A 21,299-nucleotide genomic window follows, 5' to 3' on the forward strand; every position below is an offset into this window, starting at 1 on the left:
CATGATCGCCCCGCTTCATAACTGAAGCAGAGCGAGAGTGGATGTGAGCAAACGAGCCTTTAACTTCTGCGCAGGCCCTGCCGCGCTTCCTGAAGCGGTGCTGAAGCGCGCCCAGGCCGAGATGCTGGACTGGAACGGCAAGGGCCTGTCGGTCATGGAAATGAGCCATCGTAGCGACGACTATGTGGCCATCGCCGAAAAAGCCGAGCAGGACCTGCGCGAGCTGATGTCCATCCCCTCCAACTACAAGGTGCTGTTCCTCCAGGGCGGCGCCAGCCAGCAATTCGCCGAGATCCCGTTGAACCTGCTGCCGGAAAACGGCACGGCGGACTATATCGAGACTGGTATCTGGTCGAAGAAGGCCATCGAGGAAGCCCGTCGCTTCGGTGCCGTCAACATCGCCGCCAGCGCCAAGTCCTACGACTACCTGGCCATCCCGGGCCAGAACGAGTGGAAGCTGACCGCGGGCGCGGCCTATGTGCACTATGCATCCAACGAAACCATCGGTGGCCTGCAGTTCGACTGGGTGCCGCAGACCGGTGACGTGCCTCTGGTGGTCGACATGTCCTCCGACATTCTTTCGCGTCCGGCCGATGTGTCGCAGTACGGCTTGATCTACGCCGGCGCGCAGAAGAACATCGGCCCGAGTGGCCTGGTGGTGGTGATCGTCCGCGAAGACCTGCTGGGCCGCGCCCGTAGCGCTTGCCCGACCATGCTCGACTACAAGGTCGCTGCCGACAACGGCTCGATGTACAACACTCCGGCTACCTATTCCTGGTACCTCTCGGGCCTGGTCTTCGAGTGGCTGAAGGAGCAGGGTGGCGTTGCCGCCATGGAGCAGCGCAACAAGGCGAAGAAAGATGCCCTGTACGGCTTCATCGACAACAGCGATTTCTACACCAACCCGATCAGCGTCAACGCCCGTTCGTGGATGAACGTGCCGTTCCGTCTGGCCGACGAGCGCCTGGACAAGGCTTTCTTGGCCGGTGCCGATGCCCGGGGCCTGCTCAATCTCAAGGGGCACCGCTCGGTAGGCGGCATGCGCGCCTCCATCTATAACGCATTGGGCCTCGATGCGGTCAACGCGCTGGTGGCCTACATGGCGGAGTTCGAGAAGGAACATGGCTGATGTCTGAGCAAGAACTCAAGGCCTTGCGCCTGCGCATTGACTCCCTGGACGAGAAGGTCCTGGAGCTGATCAGTGAGCGCGCGCGCTGTGCTCAGGAAGTGGCCCGGGTGAAGATGGCTTCCCTGGCCGAAGGCGAGGTGCCGGTGTTCTATCGCCCCGAGCGCGAGGCCCAGGTTCTCAAGCGGGTGATGGAGCGTAACCAGGGGCCGCTGGACAATGAGGAAATGGCGCGGTTGTTCCGCGAGATCATGTCCTCCTGCCTGGCGCTGGAGCAGCCGCTGAAAGTGGCCTATCTGGGCCCCGAGGGTACCTTCACCCAGGCCGCGGCCTTGAAGCATTTCGGTCACGCGGTGATCAGCAAGCCGATGGCGGCCATCGACGAGGTGTTCCGCGAAGTGGCGGCCGGTGCGGTGAACTTCGGCGTGGTGCCGGTGGAGAATTCCACCGAGGGTGCGGTCAACCATACCCTCGACAGTTTCCTCGAGCACGACATGGTGATTTGCGGCGAGGTCGAGCTGCGTATCCACCATCACCTGCTGGTGGGCGAGAACACCAAGACCGACAGCATCAGCCGTATCTATTCCCATGCCCAGTCGCTGGCCCAGTGTCGCAAATGGCTGGACGCCCACTATCCGAATGTGGAGCGGGTCGCGGTATCGAGCAATGCCGAGGCCGCCAAGCGGGTCAAGGGGGAGTGGAGCTCGGCGGCGATCGCCGGCGACATGGCGGCGAGCCTCTATGGCCTGACCCGCCTGGCTGACAAGATCGAGGATCGTCCGGACAACTCCACGCGGTTTCTGATGATCGGCAATCAGGAAGTGCCGCCGACTGGAGACGACAAGACTTCGATCATCGTTTCCATGAGCAACAAGCCGGGTGCGCTGCACGAGCTGCTGGTGCCGTTCCATGACAATGGCATCGATCTGACGCGGATCGAGACCCGGCCTTCGCGCAGTGGCAAATGGACCTACGTATTCTTCATCGACTTTGTCGGCCACCACCGCGATCCGCTGGTCAAGGGTGTGTTGGAGAAGATCAGTCAGGAAGCAGTGGCACTCAAGGTGCTGGGTTCCTACCCGAAAGCGGTTCTCTGAGGCATTTAACAATGAGTGGCGACTTCCTCGCCCTGGCGCAGCCAGGCGTGCAACAACTTTCGCCGTACGTTCCGGGCAAGCCCGTGGACGAACTGGCCCGTGAGCTGGATATCGATCCGGCCACCATCGTCAAGCTGGCGAGCAACGAAAATCCGCTGGGCGCCAGTCCGAAGGCGCTTGCCGCGATTCGCGAAGAGCTGGCCGAGCTGACTCGCTACCCGGATGGCAACGGCTTCGCGCTCAAGTCCCTGCTGGCCGAGCGCTGTGGCGTCGAGATCGGGCAGGTGACCCTGGGCAATGGCTCCAACGACATCCTCGAGCTGGTCGCTCGCGCCTACCTGGCCCCAGGCCTGAATGCGGTGTTCAGCGAGCACGCCTTTGCCGTGTACCCGATCGTCACCCAGGCGGTCGGTGCTGAGGCGCGGGTAGTGCCGGCCAAGAATTGGGGGCATGACCTGCCCGCCATGCTCAAGGCCATCGATGCGCAAACCCGGGTGCTGTTCATCGCCAACCCGAACAACCCGACGGGTACCTGGTTCGATGCCGAGGCGCTGGACGAGTTTCTCCAGGACGTACCGGCCCATGTGCTGGTGGTGCTGGACGAGGCCTACATCGAGTATGCCGAAGGCAGCGACCTGCCTGATGGCCTGGATTTCCTGGCGGCTTACCCGAACCTGCTGGTCTCGCGGACGTTTTCCAAGGCCTATGGCCTGGCAGCTCTGCGGGTCGGTTATGGCCTGTCTACCGCGGTGGTGGCGGATGTGCTGAATCGCGTGCGCCAACCCTTCAACGTCAACAGCCTGGCCCTGGCCGCGGCTTGCGCAGCATTGCAGGACGATGACTACCTGGCTGAAAGCCGGCGCCTGAACGAGGCTGGAATGCAGCAGTTGGAAGCGGGGTTCGGCGAGTTGGGCCTGGATTGGATCCCGTCCAAGGGCAACTTCATCGCCGTTGACCTGGGGCGCGAGGCCGCACCGGTATTCCAGGGGTTGTTGCGTGAAGGGGTGATCGTGCGCCCTGTGGCCAACTACTCAATGCCCAACCACCTGCGCGTGACCATCGGTTTGCCGGCGGAAAATACCCGCTTCCTCGAGGCCTTGGCCAAGGTCCTGGCTCGTGGTTGATGTCATTCCAGTGCAATCTGCTGTGCCTATGATCGGTCGCCTGGTGGTGATCGGCTTGGGATTGATTGGCGGCTCCTTTGCCAAGGGGTTGCGTGAAAGTGGTATCTGTCGTGAAGTGGTTGGCGTTGACCTGGATCCGCAGTCCCGTCGATTGGCCGTGGAACTGGGGGTGGTGGATCGCTGCGAAGAGGACTTGGCCCTGGCTTGCCAGGGGGCCGATGTGATCCAGCTGGCGGTGCCGATCCTGGCCATGGAGAAATTGCTGGCCAAATTGGCGGGCATGGATCTGGGGCGGGCGGTGTTGACCGATGTCGGCAGCGCCAAAGGCAATGTGGTGCGGGCGGCGACCGAGGCTTTTGCTGGCATGCCGGCGCGCTTCGTGCCTGGGCATCCGATCGCCGGTTCCGAGCAAAGCGGCGTCGAGGCCTCCAATGCCCAGTTGTTTCGCCGGCACAAGGTGATCTTGACGCCGTTGGCGCAGACCGATGCGCTGGCGCTGGCGCTGGTCGACAGCTTGTGGCGCGAATTGGGGGCAGATGTCGAACATATGCAGGTCCAGCGGCATGATGAGGTCCTGGCTGCAACCAGCCATCTACCGCATTTGTTGGCATTCGGCCTGGTCGACTCGTTGGCCAAGCGCAGTGAAAATCTGGATATCTTCCGTTACGCTGCGGGCGGGTTCCGCGATTTCACGAGAATCGCTGGCAGTGACCCGGTCATGTGGCATGACATCTTCCTCGCCAATCGCGAAGCGGTCCTGCGCACACTCGATACATTTCGCAATGACCTCGACGCCTTGCGCGACGCGGTCGATGCAGGGGACGGGCATCAGTTGTTGGGCGTATTCACTCGCGCCCGGGTAGCCCGCGAGCATTTCGGTAAAATCCTGGCCCGCCGGGCCTATGTGGACGCTATGAACTCCAACGATCTGATTTTCCTGGCAAATCCTGGTGGCCGCCTGAGTGGGCGGATTCGTGTTCCAGGTGACAAATCGATTTCCCACCGCTCGATCATGCTCGGCTCCCTGGCCGAAGGCACCACTGAAGTGGAAGGCTTCCTCGAGGGGGAAGATGCGCTGGCTACCTTGCAGGCTTTCCGCGACATGGGGGTGGTCATCGAGGGGCCGCATCACGGCCGGGTGACCATTCATGGAGTCGGGCTGCATGGTTTGAAGCCGGCACCTGGCCCGATCTACCTGGGCAACTCCGGTACGTCCATGCGCCTGCTCTCCGGCCTGCTGGCTGCGCAGGATTTTGATAGCACCCTGACGGGCGACCCTTCACTGTCCAAGCGTCCAATGAATCGTGTGGCCAATCCGTTGCGGGAGATGGGCGCGGTGATCGAGACCGCGGCCGAAGGTCGCCCGCCGATGGTGATCCGTGGCGGTCATAAGCTCAAGGGCTTGACCTACACCTTGCCGATGGCCAGCGCCCAGGTGAAGTCCTGCCTGCTATTGGCGGGGCTGTACGCCGAAGGCAAGACCACGGTGACCGAGCCGGCGCCGACTCGCGACCATACCGAGCGCATGCTGCGCGGCTTCGGTTATTCAGTGGATGTCGAGGGAGCGACCGCCTCGGTGGTTTCCGGTGGCAAGCTCAAGGCTAGTCATATCGAGGTGCCGGCGGACATCTCCTCCGCGGCCTTCTTCCTGGTGGCCGCTTCGATCGCCGAAGGCTCCGAGCTGGTGCTGGAGCATGTGGGGATCAACCCGACTCGTACCGGGGTCATCGATATCCTGCGCCTGATGGGAGCCGACATTCGCCTGGAAAACCAGCGTGAAGTGGGTGGCGAACCGGTTGCAGACTTGCATGTGCGCGCAGCCAAACTCAAGGGAATCGAGATCCCGGAGGAACTGGTGCCGCTGGCGATCGACGAGTTCCCGGTACTGTTCGTCGCTGCTGCTTGTGCCGAAGGGCGTACTGTGCTGCGTGGTGCGGAAGAGCTGAGGGTCAAGGAGTCCGACCGCATCCAGGTGATGGCCGACGGCCTGCTGACCCTGGGTGTGAAATGCGAACCGACCCCGGATGGCATCATCATCGATGGTGGCCAGATTGGTGGTGGCGAGGTCCATGGTCATGGCGACCACCGGATTGCCATGGCCTTCAGTGTGGCCTCGTTGCGCGCCAATGCGCCGATTCGCATCCATGACTGCGCCAACGTCGCCACCTCCTTCCCGAACTTCCTTGCGTTGTGCGCCCAGGTCGGCATCCGTGTTGCCCAAGAGGCTCAGTCGTGATGAGCAAGGCGCCTGTAATCACCATCGATGGGCCAAGCGGTTCGGGCAAGGGCACCATCGCTGGCAAGCTGGCCGAGCATCTGGGCTGGTGTCTGCTGGACTCCGGGGCCTTGTATCGGTTGCTGGCGTTCGCTGCCCGCAATCATGGGGTCGATTTGACCAACGAGGAGTCGCTCAAGCTTCTGGCGGCTCATCTGGATGTACAGTTCCTGGGTGCTACCGAAAGCCATCCGCAACGGATCATCCTCGAAGGCGACGATGTGACCGACGACTTGCGTAATGAGCAGGTCGGTGCCTGGGCTTCCCAGGTCGCTGCATTGCCGGCCGTACGGGATGCGTTGTTGCAGCGTCAACGGGCCTTTCGTGAATTGCCGGGGCTGGTCGCCGATGGTCGTGACATGGGCACGGTAGTCTTTCCCGATGCGCCATTGAAGATTTTCCTGACCGCTAGTGCCGAGGAGCGTGCGCGCCGCCGCTACTTGCAGTTGAAGGGAAAGGTCGATGGTGTTAGTCTGTCGAGTCTGCTAGATGAGATTCGTGCGCGTGATGAGCGCGATACCCAGCGAGCGGTCGCCCCGCTCAAGCCGGCGGCTGACGCCATACAGCTGGATTCAACGGAGTTGTCCATCGATCAGGTGTTGCAACGCATCTTGAGCGAAATCGCCCTTCGCGATATCGCCGGGTGAACAAGGAAGATCGTAGGGGACCAGTCATAGTCCTGCGATCTTTCTTTTATATGAACGTAACCCACATTGTCTGGAATGTGGCAGATGGGCGGAATCTTCGCCCTTATCAACAGGAATTAAAATGAGCGAAAGCTTTGCGGAACTCTTTGAAGAAAGCCTGAAAACCCTGAACCTTCAGGCAGGCTCCATCATCACCGGTGTTATCGTCGACATCGACTACCAAGCGCGTTGGGTAACCGTTCACGCTGGTCTGAAGTCTGAAGCGCTGATCCCGCTTGAGCAGTTCTACAACGATGCCGGCGAACTGTCCATCAATGTTGGTGATGAAGTTCACGTTGCTCTGGACTCGGTTGAAGACGGCTTCGGTGAAACCAAGCTCTCCCGTGAAAAAGCCAAGCGCGCTGAATGCTGGATCGTTCTGGAAGCAGCCTTCGCAGCCGAAGAAGTGGTCAAGGGCGTTATCAACGGTAAGGTTAAAGGCGGCTTCACTGTCGACGTTAACGGCATCCGTGCGTTCCTGCCAGGTTCTCTGGTTGACGTCCGTCCAGTGCGCGACACCACGCACCTGGAAGGCAAAGAGCTCGAGTTTAAGGTCATCAAACTCGACCAGAAGCGCAACAACGTTGTCGTTTCCCGCCGTAGCGTCCTTGAAGCCGAGAACTCCGCCGAGCGTGAAGCTCTGCTGGAATCCCTGCAGGAAGGTCAGCAAGTCAAGGGTATCGTCAAGAACCTCACCGATTACGGCGCATTCGTCGATCTGGGTGGCGTCGACGGCCTGCTGCACATTACCGACATGGCTTGGAAACGTATCAAGCATCCTTCCGAAATCGTCAATGTTGGTGACGAGATCGATGTCAAGGTTCTGAAGTACGATCGCGAGCGCAATCGTGTTTCCTTGGGCCTGAAGCAACTGGGTGAAGACCCATGGGTTGCCATCAAAGCTCGTTACCCAGAAAGCACCCGCGTTACCGCTCGTGTAACCAACCTGACTGACTACGGCTGCTTCGCTGAGCTGGAAGAAGGCGTTGAAGGTCTGGTACACGTTTCGGAAATGGACTGGACCAACAAGAACATCCATCCTTCGAAAGTCGTACAAGTTGGCGACGAAGTGGAAGTTATGGTTCTGGACATCGACGAAGAGCGTCGTCGTATTTCCCTTGGCATCAAGCAGTGCAAGTCCAACCCATGGGAAGACTTCTCTGGCCAGTTCAACAAGGGCGACAAGATCTCCGGCACCATCAAGTCGATCACCGATTTCGGTATCTTCATTGGTCTGGACGGCGGCATCGACGGCCTGGTTCACCTGTCCGACATCTCCTGGAACGAAGTGGGCGAAGAAGCTGTACGTCGCTTCAAGAAGGGCGACGAGTTGGACACCGTTATCCTGTCGGTTGACCCAGAGCGTGAGCGTATCTCCCTGGGTATCAAGCAACTGGAAAGCGATCCGTTCTCCGAGTACGTACAAGAGAACGACAAAGGCGCAATCGTTAAGGGTGTTGTAAAAGAAGTTGACGCCAAAGGCGCCATCGTCACCCTGGCTAACGATATCGAAGCTACTCTGAAAGCCTCTGAGATCAGCCGTGACCGCATCGAAGATGCGCGCAACGTCCTGAAAGAAGGCGAAGAAGTTGAAGCTAAGATCATCAGCGTTGACCGTAAGAGCCGTGTAATCCAGCTCTCCATCAAGTCGAAAGACGTTGAGGACGAGAAAGAAGCTATCCAGAGCCTGCGCGACAAGCCGGCTACCTCGGATATCGCTGCTGGTCCTACCACTCTGGGTGACCTGCTGCGTGCACAGATGGAGAAGCAGAACTAAGTTCTGGTTCACCAAAAAAGGGCGACTTCGGTCGCCCTTTTTTATGCCTGGAGATCAGCAATGATATCTTGGAGTGAAACCAAGGCATGCAATCATGGGTCTCTCTAGGTGGGTAGATTGTATTTAAGGGTCTTGGCTTTCGCTGGACGAGTCAGGTATCTAGAAGCTTGACCTAGGGAGGAGTATGAGCAGGTTTATGGTCGTGAGTTTGATTTTGCTTTTGGTGGGTTGTGAAGCCAATGTGAGAACCCATGCAATTCGAGGGGGCACTGGTATCGAAATTGACTGTTCTGGATTGGGCGCGGATTGGGATAGATGCTACGAACGGGCTGCACGTGAGTGCGGCTCCAGTGGTTATCGGGTCATCACTAAATCTAGCGATGCGAAGGATGAGGAGGGCGATTATCCCTTTGGCTGGAATCCGGCGGGGTATATGACGAGGACAATGCTGGTTATGTGTCGTTAAGGTTTTCGGTTGTTACAGATGCGTCTTGTTTATATTGCTCGATGTGGGTGGGCTGTTCAAAACCTTCTGGGCATGCTACAACCTTCTAAGCACTGATCTAGCTGCTTGAAAAAGAAGGGAAAAATATGACGAAGTCGGAGTTGATCGAACGAATTGTCACCCATCAAGGGCTGCTGTCATCCAAGGATGTCGAGTTGGCCATCAAGACGATGCTTGAGCAAATGTCTCAGTGTTTGGCTACTGGTGATCGGATCGAGATCAGGGGGTTTGGTAGTTTCTCACTCCACTATCGTGCTCCGAGGGTCGGCCGAAATCCGAAGACAGGTCAGTCGGTCAGCTTGGATGGGAAGTTTGTTCCGCATTTCAAGCCAGGCAAGGAGCTTAGGGATAGGGTTAATGAAGAAGAGGATAATTCTTTTTAAGTTTTGACTCTGAGAGACTTCAAGCTTCCATAAGGAAGAAGTTATTCTCCAAATTACCCTTGCAATGTTGCTAGAGCAGGGCTTCTTTCTGTTCCGGAAAATTTAGATGTTCTTTCTGGTCATGCCATGCCTATAGACGGGTGTGGTTTTTTTGTATTTGCAATTTGAACTTTCGCTGTGGATTTTGCAGGTCACACCTATTGTAGGTTATTGGGAGTTCAACCTGTGCTGGCTGGCTTGCGGTATAAGGATCAATGGTGAGCGATTTTTGAGAGGAAATGTAGCTCCTCGGTGCATTGTAGGCGCATAATGCCAGCTTTTGAGTGTTTCAGGCATAGTCTGTAGCGCGAGTTTGAGAGGGTACGCTAAAAAATGACCAGGATTCTTTTGACAGGAGCATCCGGTTTTGTGGGAGGCGCTCTTCATGAGCGTTTAGCCAAATTCCCGACTTATGATTTGACCCTCGCACTACGTAGGCCCATGCAAACACTTGGGGCTGCTGTCACCAGTGCTCTGATCGAGCAAATCGACGGTGTTACGGACTGGACTCAATCACTGTTGGATTGCGAAGTGGTTATACATGCTGCTGCTCGTGTCCATGTAATGCGTGAGTCTTCCAAAGATCCTCTCGCATCGTTTCGAAAAGTGAATGTAGAGGGAACGCTGAATTTGGCGCGCCAAGCTGCGGCTAAGGGCGTTCGCCGTTTCATATTCATTAGCTCCATCAAGGTCAATGGTGAGGAAACCTTCGGGGTCCCCTATACCGCAGATTCTGAACCAGCTCCGGTGGATCCTTATGGTATTTCCAAGCTGGAGGCGGAACAGGGGCTCATGAGCATTGCCTCCCAGACCGGGATGGAGGTGGTGATCATTCGCCCAGTTCTAGTTTACGGCCCTGGGGTCAAGGCGAATTTCTTGAGCATGATGAAATGGTTGAGCCAAGGCATTCCGTTGCCTTTTGGTGCGATCAACAACAGGCGTAGTCTAGTGGCTTTGGGTAACTTGGTGGATCTTGTTGTCACATGTATCGATCATCCCAAGGCTGCCAATCAGAAGTTCCTCGTCAGTGATGGTGATGATCTTTCAACGACTATGTTGCTGAATAAAATGGCGCAAGCATTGAATAAGCCTGCTCGACTTTTACCTATCCCGAGTTTTTTTTTGAAGCTTGCAGCATTCTTGTTGGGCAAGCAGTCTCTTTCGCAGCGCCTCTGTGGCTCGCTTCAGGTCGATATCGACAAAAACCGAGAGTTGCTGGGATGGAAGCCACCGTTAAGCGTAGATTCTGCACTGGGTGCTACAGCCAGGGATTTTCTTGCAAAAAATACCTGATTTCTATTTTTTAGTAGTTTTGTGCGTTTTTATTATTGGTTAAGAGTGGATATTCAATTAATACCCTCTTTTGTTTTTAAGGATTAGAAGTCTAGATGGCAATTAGCTGGTTGATGTTGGTGGTGCTCGGTGCTTCGCTTTTACTAACGTGGGTGCTGCGACGTTATGCGCTGACGCGCAGCCTCATGGATATTCCCAATGATCGTAGTTCCCATTCAGTTCCGACTCCGAGGGGAGGAGGTGTAGCGATTGTTCTGAGTTTTCTCTCCGCTATTCCCTTTTTAGGCGGGGTTGTTGAGATGCCCTGGCCTTACATATGGGCGTTATGGGGGGGGGGAGCGCTTATAGCTGTAGTTGGGTTTCTAGATGATCATGGTCATATCGCTGCGCGTTGGCGGCTATTAGCTCATTTTTCCTCTGCTGTTTGGTGTCTGGCCTGGTTGGGCGGCTTCCCTCCGATCCAATTGGTGGGCGGAACCTTCGATCTTTCTTGGGTAGGCCATGCCTTTGCCGTGCTCTATCTGGTATGGGTGCTCAATTTATACAACTTCATGGATGGTATTGACGGTATTGCCAGCATCCAAGCCGTTACTGTTTGTCTTGGCGCATGCGTTATTTATTGGGCGGCTGGTGATGCATCCTTGATCTGGGGGCCTCTGCTCCTGGCCATGGCGGTATTGGGCTTCCTTTATTGGAACTTCCCTCCGGCGCGTATCTTCATGGGAGATGCGGGTAGTGGATTCCTTGGATTAGTTCTTGGGATATTTTCTCTCCAAGCAGCTTGGGTCTCTCCAAAGTATTTCTGGGTGTGGTTGATTCTGTTGGGGGTGTTCATCATGGATGCAACCTTTACCTTGATGCGCAGATTGCTGAGAGGAGACAAGATTTACGAGGCACATCGTAGCCATGCCTATCAGTTCGCTTCGCGCAAATATGGTCGGCATCTACCGGTGACCCTTGCGGTGCTGGCGATCAATGTATTGTGGTTGCTACCTATATCCGTATGCGTAGGTCTATTGGAGCTGGATGGTATGATTGGCGCAGTACTGGCCTATGTGCCGTTGCTTGTTCTTGCCGTCAAATTCCATGCAGGTGAGTTAGAAAAGGCCAGTTGAGCTAGGCCAGCTCCGCAACATCAAGTGAGTGCTGCCTATCAACGGGCAATGTAGGTTGTGACTAGGGTTCGAGGTTCTAAAAAAGGATGATGGATAAAATAAGAACGCGTCTGCTAAGACTTCCACGCAGACAGAAAAGAATCCTGCAGGTCATCGCCGACGTTTTGCTGGTGTGGGTTGCATTGTGGATGTCGTTCGTTGTCAGGCTGGGTTTTGATGAGCTGAACAATCCTTTTGTAGTGCATTTCTGGCTATTTCTCAGTGCTCCGATCATCGCCATTCCGCTGTTCATCCGCTTTGGCATGTACCGTGCCGTCATGCGCTATTTTGGTAATGATGCACTCATCGCCATTGTAAAAGCGGTGACGCTGGCAGCTTTGGTTCTGGCGCTAGTCGTTTATATCTATAGCAATCATCAAACCGTGGTGCCTCGTTCCATCGTGTTCAACTATTGGTGGTTGAGCATGGTGATGATCGGAGGACTCAGGCTGATCATGCGTCAGTATTTTCTGGGCGATTGGTTTACCACTGCCCAGCATGTGCCATTTGCCAATCGGGATGATGGTTTACCAAAGGTAGCCATTTATGGGGCGGGGGCTGCTGGTAACCAACTGATTGCAGCATTGCGTTTGGGGCGCATGATGCGACCTGTAGCCTTTATCGATGATGACAGTAGTATTGCGGATCGGATGATCGCCGGGCTTCAGGTATACAAGCCCAAGCACCTGCAACAAATGATCGATGAAACCGGAGCAGAAGAAATTCTCCTGGCTATTCCTTCGTCCAGCCGTAGCCGACGTCGGGAGATATTGGGATTCCTGGAAGGTTTCCCCCTCCATGTCAGGAGCGTGCCGGGTTTCATGGACTTGGCTAGCGGTCGGGTAAAGGTCGACGATATCCAGGAGGTGGATATTGCCGATCTGCTCGGCCGAGACGCCGTTCCTGCCCAGGGTGATCTGCTGGCTCATTGCATCCAGGGGCAGACGGTTCTGGTGACGGGGGCAGGTGGTTCCATTGGCTCCGAGCTGTGCCGGCAGATCTTGAGCTTGCGTCCGACCACCCTGATATTGCTCGATCACAGTGAGTTCAACCTCTACAGCATCCTGGCAGAGTTGGAGCAACGCCTCTCCCGGGAATCCCTGCCAGTGAAATTGCTGCCGATCCTCGGGTCGGTGCGCAACTATGAAAAGCTTTTGAGCGTCATGGGCACCTGGAGTGTCGATACGGTCTATCACGCTGCGGCCTACAAGCATGTTCCCATGGTCGAGCACAACATCGCCGAAGGCGTGCTCAACAATGTCATGGGCACCCTCAATACCGCCCAGGCCGCATTGCAATCGGGGGTCGCCAATTTTGTGTTGATCTCCACCGACAAAGCCGTCCGGCCAACCAATGTGATGGGTAGTACCAAGCGCCTGGCGGAACTCACCTTGCAAGCGCTGAGCAAGGAACTGGCCCCCGTACTGTTCAACGACCCATCGAAGATTTCACGGGTCAATAAAACCCGATTCACCATGGTTCGCTTCGGCAATGTGCTGGGTTCGTCAGGTTCGGTCATCCCGCTGTTCCACAAGCAGATCAAATCCGGAGGGCCGCTCACGGTTACCCACCCGAAAATCACCCGCTATTTCATGACCATCCCGGAGGCCGCCCAACTGGTCATCCAGGCCGGTTCGATGGGGCAGGGTGGTGATGTTTTCGTGTTGGATATGGGCGAGCCGGTGAGAATAGTCGAGTTGGCGGAGAAGATGATTCATCTTTCCGGGTTGAGCGTTCGCTCGGAAAAGAACCCCCATGGAGATATTGCTATTGAGTTCACCGGGTTGCGCCCTGGTGAAAAGCTTTACGAAGAATTGCTGATTGGCGATAACGTGGTGGCCACCCAGCATCCGATGATCATGAGTGCCAACGAGGATCATTTGTCTTGGGATGCGCTCAAGATCAAGCTTGATGAGCTCCTGGCGGCATTGGATGGCGATGATTATTCGCGGGTTCGCCAGCTCTTGCGCGAGACCGTCAGCGGCTACACACCTGACGGAGAAATCGTCGATTGGGTTTATCAGCAGCAGCGTCTCAAGCCCTGAATCTACACAAGCGGTAACTCTCTCGGTTTTGACTTGCCTCATGCATCTCCTAGGTTTGGAAGGCAGCTTCGGAAAAGCTGCTTTCCTTATCGATGTCATGGAGCGTCATTATGCATAACCCTTATTTCTCCTCCCTGGCCTTTGCATTCCTGGCCAGTCTTTCTCTCCTCACCCAGGCGGCACCAGTCGCCAAGGTGCAGGAAGCCGCCACCGAAGTGGTGGAGCATTCCATCTCCAATCCAACCAGGCTTGATCTCAACACTGCCGATGCCGCCCTCTTGCAGCGGGAGCTGCTTGGCATAGGCGAAGCCAAGGCCAGGGCTATAGTCAGTTATCGTGAGGCAAACGGCCCCTTCGCTTCAGTGGACGAACTGCTTGAGGTCAAGGGAATCGGCAGGGCCATTCTCGAGCGCAACCGAGACAAGCTCCAGGTCAACTGAGGCGCCCCGTTCAAGACGAAAGGGTTGGCCTTACGGTCAATCCTCGTCGACGAGGTAGATTTTCTTCATGAAACGATGTGAATATTATGGGTGTAATATTTTTGCGTCGATCTTGCGAAATCGCGAATACCCATCAGGTTCATTCATCGTCAGGAGTGCAGCTATGAGTTCGGTTCGTTCCCAAGGCAAGGCCTTGATCACGGGGGCTTCATCCGGTATCGGCGCGGTCTACGCCGAGCGCTTGGCGGCGCGTGGCTTTGACTTGTTGCTGGTAGCCCGGGACAAAGAGCGTCTGCTGGCGGCAGCCAGTACTTTACAAGCCGATCATTCGGTACAGGTCGAGGTCTTGAAGGCCGACCTGACATCCAGAAGCGATCTGCTCGAGGTGGAGAGTCGCCTGCGCAATGACCGGGACATCAGCCTGTTGCTGAACAATGCCGGCGTTGCCGCCCATGGGCCCCTGGCTGCTGCGGACCTGGATCAGATGGAGCAGATGATCCAGCTCAATGTGGTGGCCCTGACCCGTTTGGCGAGCGCCGCAGCCGCCAACTTTTCTGCGGCGGGGCGAGGAGCGATCATCAATATCGCCTCCGTGGTGGCCCTGCTGCCGGAACGTTTCAACGCGACCTACAGCGCCACCAAGGCTTATGTATTGAGCCTGAGCCAATCCCTGCAGGCGGAACTGAAAGACACCGGGGTCCAAGTCCAGGCCGTCCTGCCCGGAGTCACTCGTACCGAAATCTGGCAGCGGGCGGGCTTGGATGCATCCGCTATTCCGGCAGAAATGGTGATGGATGCGCAGGAAATGGTCGATGCGGCCTTGAGCGGCTTCGACCAGCAGGAGTTGATTACCCTGCCGTCGCTGCCTGATGCCGCGGATTGGCAGGCCTTGGTGGCGGCGCGTTTAGCCCTGGCCCCCAACCTCTCACGCAGCAGTGCGGCTGCCCGTTACAAATAAGCCCGGAACGGAGCGGTTGCCGTTACCGCTCCTGTTCCTTCAAGCCTTCGCGTACCACTTCAAGTATCTGCGCAGCCAGTTGTGGATTTTCCACGCTACGCGACAGCATCAGCGCACCCGCCAGAGTCGACATGATCATCAGGCTGCGCTTGGCCTTGTCTTCGCCCTCCAGGGTCGCTTCCACTTGCGCGAGCCTGGCCTTGAGCACCGCGTCGGTGGTGGCGCTGGGCTGGCCACGTTGACCGAGCTCCGAGCTCATGGTCGGAAGCGGGCAGCCCTGGTGTGGTGACTCCTGGTGCCATTCGGAGAGGTAATTGTCGATGAAGGCCTGCAGGGGACGTTCCTGGGCGAACAGCTTGGCGCAATGAGCGTCGAGGTCCTGGGCGGCAGAGCAGAGCGCTTCCTCGACCAGTTCATCCTTGGAGCTGAAGTGGGAATAGAAACCGCCATGGGTCAGGCCCAGGGCTTTCATCAGGGGTTGCAAGCCTGTTGCGCCTATCCCGTCGCGACGAAACCGCTCCGAGGCTTCCTTGATGATGCGCTTATGGGTCTGGGCTTTGTGGTCTGCTGAATAACGCATCGGGGAAACCTCCGCAACAAGGCCACTATTTTAACCAGGGTTCGGCAGATCACATCCACTTCCGTACCAGCTTTGGCTGGCTGCTACAGCGTGATGACAGGTTTCCATGCCGAGCACAGCCAGGTGAGTTGGCACGATAAGTGATTACTGATCATTCATCCATTGTTGAACAATCCTGAGGCCCTTTCATGAACGTTGGTTTATCCCTGGCGGATCAGATTCGGCTGGAATTGCGTGCGGACATCATTGGCGGTCGTCTGGTGCCCGGCATGCCCTTGGTGGAGAACGAACTGGCCGTTACCTACAACGCCTCGCGCAATACCATCCGCGAAGCCCTGCATTGTCTTGGGCAGGAGGGACTGACGCGTTATGTGCGCCACAAGGGGGTGATGGTCCGCCGCCTGGAACGTGACGATCTGCGTGATCTGTTCAGGGTACGCCGGACTCTGGAGTTGCAAGCGATCGCCAACGCCAAGCCGCTGCGCGAGTACCAGTCGAACCTTATGCTCGATGCTATCGAAGCGGCCGAATTGGCCAGGGAGCGAGAGGACTGGCGCGCCGTCGGTACCCATGGCCTGGTGTTTCACCAGCATGTGGTGGCGTTGCTGGACTCACCATTGCTGGACGAGTTTTTCACCAAGGTGGTGGCGCAGCTACGGCTGGTGTTTTGCGCTGCGCCAGACGAGGCGCTGTTCCAGGCTCCCTGGCTGGAGCGCGACCGGCAGATCCATGGGTGGCTGGCCGACGGCGACCAGGAGTCGGCCGGAGCGGCCATGGAGTGTTACCTGGATGATTCTGAGTGCCTGTTGCTGAACATGTTCGATCCATCCTTGCGTCATTGAACGAGGAGCATAGCGATGTACAAGGACTATCCCGCGGCCTACCAGGTCAGCAAGGGCTCAGCGCTGCAAGTGGACACGGCCTTCTACGAGCGTATTCGAGCCAACCCTGGCCAGCGTACGTTGATCGAGAGTTTCGAGGTGCCGATCCGCACGGGACGTGCCTGGAAGGTGCCGGCCGGTCATGTGTTCCGGGTCACCACGCCCCATGGTCCGCAGGTGGGCGATTTCAACGTCTGGAATGCCCACGACCCGCGCGAGCGCCTGTGGGCGGCCCGAACCCGGCAGTTGCAGGGGGCACATGTCAGTACTCACGATCGGCTCTGGTCGAACCTGCCGTTCTTGCGGCCGCTGGTGACCATCACCGATGACAGCCTGGCCGATTACGGTATCGATGAGCATGGCGGCCGCCTGCATGACTTGCTGGGAACCCGCTGCGATCCTTATGTGAACCGTATGCTCACCGGCGAGGATTTTCACCACCACTGCCATTCCAACCTGACGCGGGCGGTGCTGCCCCACGGCCTGACTGAGTTCGACGTGCATGACGTGTTGAACATCTTCCAGTGCACGGGGTTGAACCACGACGACCTGTACTTCATGAAGGCCTGCCCGGCGGGCAAGGGCGATTACCTGGAGTTCTTTGCCGAAATCGACCTGCTCTGCGCCTTGTCGACCTGCCCTGGCGGGGACTTGTCCCTGCCGATGTGGGGACCGCAGGCGCAGGATCCACTCAGCGTATGTCGGCCGTTGGGGGTCGAGGTCTATCGCCTGGAGCAAGCGTTACTCGAAGGCTGGAGCTCGCCTGAACGAGCGGCCTACCAGGGCCTGCATGGTTTGCAACTCGCCAAGCCCGAATGGGAAAGTTGAGTCCATGGACCCTTGCACCGCAGGCGCAGGGGTCCATGTATTCACCGGTCGCGGGCGTCCTTGGCGTCCGCTTCGGCATTGCGTTCGGCCACGCGTCGGCGCTGTTCTTCGGTAAGTTCCACCTTGCTGGCGGTATCGCGTAGCAGCATCAGGCCACCCACGATCGAACCGATAGCGACCACCAGAATCAACCAGGCATACCAGGGCATGGAGCTCTCCTTGATGAGGCCGCCTGCCGGAGGCGAGATTCGCTCCGCAGCGGCTTGTAACGCTTTGAGTCAAAACGTTTTGCAGGGTTCCATTGTATGCCTGATCGGCCTGGCCGGCAGCGTGTCTAGAGTCCGGTGAGCATGGCATCCGCCGGCGCATTGGCCCGCGACTGCCCGGTGCACTGGAAGTAGATGAAGCCCAGCCCCATGAGGCCGAGGAAGACCAGGCCGATCAGCGTATTGAACCAGGCCATGGCCACCAGGCACACCACGGCCAGCAGCAGTGCCAGGGTGGGGACCAGCGGATAACCGGGAGCGCGGAAGCTGCGTGGCAGGCCGGGCTCGGTCCGGCGCAGCCGGAACAGGCTGAGCATGCTCATGATGTACATCACGATGGCGCCGAACACGGCCATGGTGATCATGGCGGCGGTGAGGCTCAGCCCGCCGAGGTTGACCAGGCCATCGCTGTAGATCGCGGCGATGCCCACCAGCCCGCCGGCGATGATCGCCCGGTGTGGGGTCTGGAACCGCGACAGCCTGGCCAGGGAGGCGGGCAGGTAGCCAGCGCGGGCCAGGGCGAAGAATTGCCGCGAGTAGCCGAGGATGATCCCGTGGAAGCTGGCAACCAGGCCGAACAAGCCGATCCACACCAGCATGTGCAGCCAGCCGGAGTCATCGCCGACCACCGCCTTCATGGCCTGGGGCAGCGGGTCGTTGATGTTCGCCAAACTGCGCCAGTCACCCACGCCACCTGCGAAGAACATCACGCCCAGGGCCAGCACCACCAAGGTCAGGATGCCGCTGATGTAGGCCCGGGGGATGGTGCGCCTGGGGTCCTTGGCCTCTTCGGCAGCCATGGCCGCGCCCTCGATGGCCAGGAAGAACCAGATGGCGAAGGGGATCGCCGCGAACATGCCGGCAACTGCTGCGCTACCGAACTGATCCGTGCCGGCCCAGCCATTGGCGGCGAAGTGGCTGAAGCTGAACGCCGGGGCCACCACGCCCATGAATACCAGCAATTCCAGGACCGCCAGGACGCAGACCACCAGTTCGAAGGTTGCCGCCAGCTTCACCCCGAGAATGTTCAGGCCCATGAAGACGACATAGGCCGCCACTGCGGCGTGCTTGGGGTCCAGCGCCGGAAACTGCACGTTCAAGTAGGCACCGATGGCCAGGGCGATGGCCGGTGGGGCGAAGACGAATTCGATCAGGGTCGCCAGCCCGGCGATCATCCCGCCTTTTTCGCCGAAAGCCCGGCGGCTGTAGGCAAAAGGGCCTCCGGCATGGGGAATCGCGGAGGTCAGTTCGGTGAAGCTGAATATAAAGCAGGCATACATGCAGGCGACCAGCAGCGAGGTCACCAGGAACCCCAGGGTCCCGGCCACGCCCCAGCCATAGCTCCAGCCGAAGTACTCCCCGGAAATCACCAGGCCGACCGCGATACCCCATAGATGCAGCGTGCCCAGGGTGGGCTTGAGTCCTGTGTTCATCGATAGCGTCCTGAACGATTGGAAAGGTTCGGGGCAGGGCGTTGCAGCGGTCGTGCCAGGCGGCCATGGGACGTCGCAAAGCTCGGAAAGCCGTCGTATCGAGGATATTCCCGACCGTGGCTGATGGTCAGCGTTTCAATCTGGTGCGGTTGGCCGCCTCGCTTTGGGGCGAGGGCCAGCGCGTCCATGGCGTGAGTCTTTACGCTTTCTTTATGGGTCACCCACCCCGTCGCTCTCGTTCCTTTACAGGCAGCCTGCGGACAATGTCGCCATTCGCGGCGATCGCCGTACCTCGGAGACATTCCATGAACATTCTGGACGCGGTGTCGTTGCTGCTGGCAGTAGGCCTGTTCGTTTACCTGCTGATTGCACTGTTGTGCGCGAATCGGAACTAGGAGCGACGCTGATGCACAGTTATGACTATTGGCTGATCCTCGCTTTCTTCGCGCTGGTGCTGGTGCCTGCGCCTTGGCTGGGACGCTTCTACTACAACGTGATGGAAGGCCAGCGTACCTGGCTGACCCCGGTCCTGGGGCCGGTGGAACGTGTGTGCTACCGCATCGCCGGGGTCGATCCGCAACTGGAGCAGAGCTGGCAGAAGTACAGCCTGGCCTTGCTGGCCTTCAACCTCGCCGGGTTCGCCCTGTTGTTCCTCATCCTGCTGTTCCAGGACCACTTGCCACTCAACCCGCAACACCTGCCGGGGCAGGAGTGGACCCTGGCCTTCAACACCGCGGTCAGCTTCATGACCAACACCAACTGGCAGGCCTACAGCGGCGAGGCGTCCCTGAGCTACTTCAGCCAGATGGCCGGCCTGACGGTACAGAACTTCGTCAGCGCGGCCACCGGACTGGCGGTGCTGGTGGCCCTGTGCCGGGGTATCGGCCGGCGCTCGGTACGCACCCTGGGCAATTTCTGGGCCGACATGACCCGCGCCACCCTCTACGGCCTGCTGCCGCTGTGCCTGCTGTTGGCCTTGCTGCTGGTCTGGCAGGGCGTGCCGCAGACGTTCGCTCACTATGTGGACGCCCTGACCGTGCAGGGTAACGATCAGGTGATTCCCCTGGGACCAGCGGCCAGCCAGATCGCCATCAAGCAACTGGGCACCAATGGCGGTGGCTTCTTCGGGGTCAACTCGGCGCATCCGTTCGAGAACCCCACGGCCTGGAGCAACCTGTTCGAACTGGTATCGATCATCCTGATCCCGGTGGCGCTGGTCTTCACTTTTGGCCATTACGTCAAGGACATGCGCCAGAGCCGGGCCATCATCGCCTGCATGCTGGCGCTGTTCCTGATCGGCGGCGCCACCTCGCTGTGGGCGGAATACCAACCCAACCCGGCACTGGCCAACCCGGTGGTGGAACAGGCAGCGCCACTGGAGGGCAAGGAGACGCGCTTCGGCACCACGGCCACGGTGCTGTGGTCGGTGACCACCACCGCCGCCTCCAACGGGTCGGTCAACGGCATGCACGACAGCCTCAACCCGCTGAGCGGCATGGTGGCGCTGATCAACATGATGGTGGGCGAGGTGATCTTCGGCGGCGTCGGCGCCGGGCTCTACGGCATGCTGCTCAATGTGCTGATCGCGGTATTCCTGGCCGGCCTGATGATCGGGCGCACGCCTGAGTACCTGGGCAAGAAGCTCCAGGCCAGGGAGGTGCAATTATTGGTGCTGACCCTGATGGTCATGCCCATCGGCGTGCTGGTCCTGGGGGCCCTGGCCGCCAGCTTGCCAGGGCCGGCCGGCGCCATCAGCAACCCTGGGCCCCACGGCTTCAGCCAACTGCTGTACGCCTATACCTCGGCCAGTGCCAACAATGGCTCGGCATTCGGTGGTTTCAGCGCCAACACCTCGTTTCATAACCTGATGCTGGGCCTGGGCATGCTGATCGGTCGCTTCGGCTACATCCTGCCGGTGCTGGCCCTGGCTGGCAGCCTGGCCCTGAAGAAACCCGCGCCTGTGGGCCAGAACAGTTTTCCCACCCATGGTCCACTGTTCGTGGCCTTGCTGACCATGACCATCTTGCTGGTAGGCGGCCTGACGTTCCTGCCGACCCTGGCACTGGGCCCGATCGCCGAACAACTGAGCATGGGTTTCTGAGGATCCGATGATGAATATGCATGTTCCCGCCTCGAACAAGGTTGCCGATGGGGTGGCCAAGGCCAAGCAGTCTGCTGCGCCATCGCCGGCCACCAGCCTGTCCGCCCTATGGCGCCCGGCGCTGGTCCAGGCCTTCGCCAAGCTCGACCCACGGCAGCTGCAGCGCTCGCCGGTGATGCTGGTGGTGGAGCTGACGGCGATCCTCACCACTGTGCTGTGCTTGGTGCCCAACACCGCGGTGCCGACTTTCGTTGCCGCGCAGATTGCCCTGTGGCTGTGGTTCACCGTGTTGTTCGCCAACTTCGCCG

At 58.5% G+C, this 21,299-nt stretch carries 20 protein-coding genes and 1 pseudogene; 18 read left to right on the forward strand and 3 right to left on the reverse strand.

Features of this window, described 5'->3' with window-relative positions; genetic code table 11:
- Nucleotides 1–43 precede the first annotated feature (43 nt).
- From serC to H7A76_RS18540, 13 genes are all read left to right on the forward strand, one after another.
- Nucleotides 44–1,129 carry a 3-phosphoserine/phosphohydroxythreonine transaminase gene (gene serC / locus H7A76_RS18485; RefSeq protein WP_185699815.1) on the forward strand — a complete coding sequence of 362 codons (1,086 nt, stop codon included), beginning with the start codon at nt 44–46 and terminating at the stop codon, nt 1,127–1,129.
- A complete protein-coding gene (gene pheA / locus H7A76_RS18490) occupies nt 1,129–2,223 on the forward strand; it encodes a prephenate dehydratase (RefSeq protein WP_185699816.1) in 1,095 nt (364 codons plus the stop codon). The genes serC and pheA overlap by 1 nt, the downstream gene beginning before the upstream one ends.
- A gap of 11 nt (nt 2,224–2,234) precedes the next feature.
- A complete protein-coding gene (gene hisC / locus H7A76_RS18495) occupies nt 2,235–3,347 on the forward strand; it encodes a histidinol-phosphate transaminase (protein ID WP_185699817.1) in 1,113 nt (370 codons plus the stop codon).
- 28 nt (nt 3,348–3,375) lie between these two features.
- On the forward strand, nt 3,376–5,583 hold the full coding sequence (locus tag H7A76_RS18500) for a bifunctional prephenate dehydrogenase/3-phosphoshikimate 1-carboxyvinyltransferase (RefSeq protein WP_185699833.1): 2,208 nt from the start codon (nt 3,376–3,378) through the stop codon (nt 5,581–5,583).
- Nucleotides 5,583–6,269 (forward strand): (d)CMP kinase, encoded by a 687-nt coding sequence (gene cmk / locus H7A76_RS18505; RefSeq protein ID WP_053133198.1) that lies wholly within the window; start codon nt 5,583–5,585, stop codon nt 6,267–6,269. The genes H7A76_RS18500 and cmk overlap by 1 nt, the downstream gene beginning before the upstream one ends.
- Nucleotides 6,270–6,390: 121 nt before the next feature.
- Nucleotides 6,391–8,085, forward strand: a complete 1,695-nt coding sequence (rpsA, locus tag H7A76_RS18510) for a 30S ribosomal protein S1 (RefSeq protein WP_022640118.1) — start codon at nt 6,391–6,393, stop codon at nt 8,083–8,085.
- 184 nt (nt 8,086–8,269) lie between these two features.
- The gene (locus H7A76_RS32385; RefSeq protein WP_260498005.1) at nt 8,270–8,551 is read left to right on the forward strand and encodes a hypothetical protein; all 282 of its coding nucleotides are present in this window, start codon (nt 8,270–8,272) and stop codon (nt 8,549–8,551) included.
- A gap of 125 nt (nt 8,552–8,676) precedes the next feature.
- Complete coding sequence (gene ihfB / locus H7A76_RS18515) at nt 8,677–8,973, forward strand: integration host factor subunit beta (protein ID WP_185699818.1); 297 nt, start codon at nt 8,677–8,679, stop codon at nt 8,971–8,973.
- A gap of 372 nt (nt 8,974–9,345) precedes the next feature.
- Entirely contained in the window at nt 9,346–10,305 is a 960-nt protein-coding gene (locus H7A76_RS18520) for a UDP-glucose 4-epimerase family protein (protein WP_185699819.1), read from the forward strand.
- Nucleotides 10,306–10,400: 95 nt separating this feature from the next.
- Nucleotides 10,401–11,420, forward strand: coding sequence for an MraY family glycosyltransferase (locus H7A76_RS18525; RefSeq protein WP_185699820.1), 1,020 nt, complete (start codon nt 10,401–10,403; stop codon nt 11,418–11,420).
- An 89-nt stretch (nt 11,421–11,509) separates the two neighbouring features.
- The gene (locus H7A76_RS18530; RefSeq protein ID WP_409519195.1) at nt 11,510–13,504 is read left to right on the forward strand and encodes a polysaccharide biosynthesis protein; all 1,995 of its coding nucleotides are present in this window, start codon (nt 11,510–11,512) and stop codon (nt 13,502–13,504) included.
- A 110-nt stretch (nt 13,505–13,614) separates the two neighbouring features.
- A complete protein-coding gene (locus tag H7A76_RS18535) occupies nt 13,615–13,944 on the forward strand; it encodes a ComEA family DNA-binding protein (RefSeq protein ID WP_185699822.1) in 330 nt (109 codons plus the stop codon).
- A 163-nt stretch (nt 13,945–14,107) separates the two neighbouring features.
- Nucleotides 14,108–14,902 carry an SDR family NAD(P)-dependent oxidoreductase gene (locus tag H7A76_RS18540; RefSeq protein WP_185699834.1) on the forward strand — a complete coding sequence of 265 codons (795 nt, stop codon included), beginning with the start codon at nt 14,108–14,110 and terminating at the stop codon, nt 14,900–14,902.
- A 22-nt stretch (nt 14,903–14,924) separates the two neighbouring features.
- On the opposite strand, the gene H7A76_RS18545 is transcribed toward H7A76_RS18540, so the two are convergent.
- A complete protein-coding gene (locus H7A76_RS18545; protein ID WP_185699823.1) occupies nt 14,925–15,482 on the reverse strand; it encodes a TetR/AcrR family transcriptional regulator in 558 nt (185 codons plus the stop codon).
- Between the two features lie 188 nt (nt 15,483–15,670).
- On the opposite strand from H7A76_RS18545, the gene H7A76_RS18550 reads away from it, so the two are divergent.
- Together H7A76_RS18550 and H7A76_RS18555 are read left to right on the forward strand one after the other, a co-directional pair.
- Nucleotides 15,671–16,324 carry a GntR family transcriptional regulator gene (locus H7A76_RS18550; protein WP_185699824.1) on the forward strand — a complete coding sequence of 218 codons (654 nt, stop codon included), beginning with the start codon at nt 15,671–15,673 and terminating at the stop codon, nt 16,322–16,324.
- 15 nt (nt 16,325–16,339) lie between these two features.
- A complete protein-coding gene (locus H7A76_RS18555) occupies nt 16,340–17,191 on the forward strand; it encodes an urea carboxylase-associated family protein (RefSeq protein ID WP_185699825.1) in 852 nt (283 codons plus the stop codon).
- A gap of 41 nt (nt 17,192–17,232) precedes the next feature.
- On the opposite strand, the gene H7A76_RS18560 is transcribed toward H7A76_RS18555, so the two are convergent.
- Together H7A76_RS18560 and eat are read right to left on the reverse strand one after the other, a co-directional pair.
- On the reverse strand, nt 17,233–17,400 hold the full coding sequence (locus tag H7A76_RS18560) for a DUF2897 family protein (protein WP_022640108.1): 168 nt from the start codon (nt 17,398–17,400) through the stop codon (nt 17,233–17,235).
- 125 nt (nt 17,401–17,525) lie between these two features.
- Nucleotides 17,526–18,890, reverse strand: a complete 1,365-nt coding sequence (gene eat, locus H7A76_RS18565) for an ethanolamine permease (RefSeq protein ID WP_185699826.1) — start codon at nt 18,888–18,890, stop codon at nt 17,526–17,528.
- A 305-nt stretch (nt 18,891–19,195) separates the two neighbouring features.
- Between eat and H7A76_RS18570 the strand changes: the two genes are divergently transcribed.
- The 3 genes and pseudogenes from H7A76_RS18570 to H7A76_RS18580 form a co-directional block, all read left to right on the forward strand.
- Nucleotides 19,196–19,285, forward strand: coding sequence for a potassium-transporting ATPase F (locus H7A76_RS18570; RefSeq protein WP_022640106.1), 90 nt, complete (start codon nt 19,196–19,198; stop codon nt 19,283–19,285).
- 11 nt (nt 19,286–19,296) lie between these two features.
- Nucleotides 19,297–20,991 carry a potassium-transporting ATPase subunit KdpA gene (gene kdpA, locus H7A76_RS18575; RefSeq protein ID WP_185699827.1) on the forward strand — a complete coding sequence of 565 codons (1,695 nt, stop codon included), beginning with the start codon at nt 19,297–19,299 and terminating at the stop codon, nt 20,989–20,991.
- A gap of 10 nt (nt 20,992–21,001) precedes the next feature.
- Nucleotides 21,002–21,299, forward strand: a pseudogene (locus tag H7A76_RS18580) (potassium-transporting ATPase subunit B); the annotation flags it as partial.

The organism is Pseudomonas sp. MSSRFD41, assembly GCF_014230245.1.
GTDB lineage: Bacteria > Pseudomonadota > Gammaproteobacteria > Pseudomonadales > Pseudomonadaceae > Aquipseudomonas > Aquipseudomonas piscis.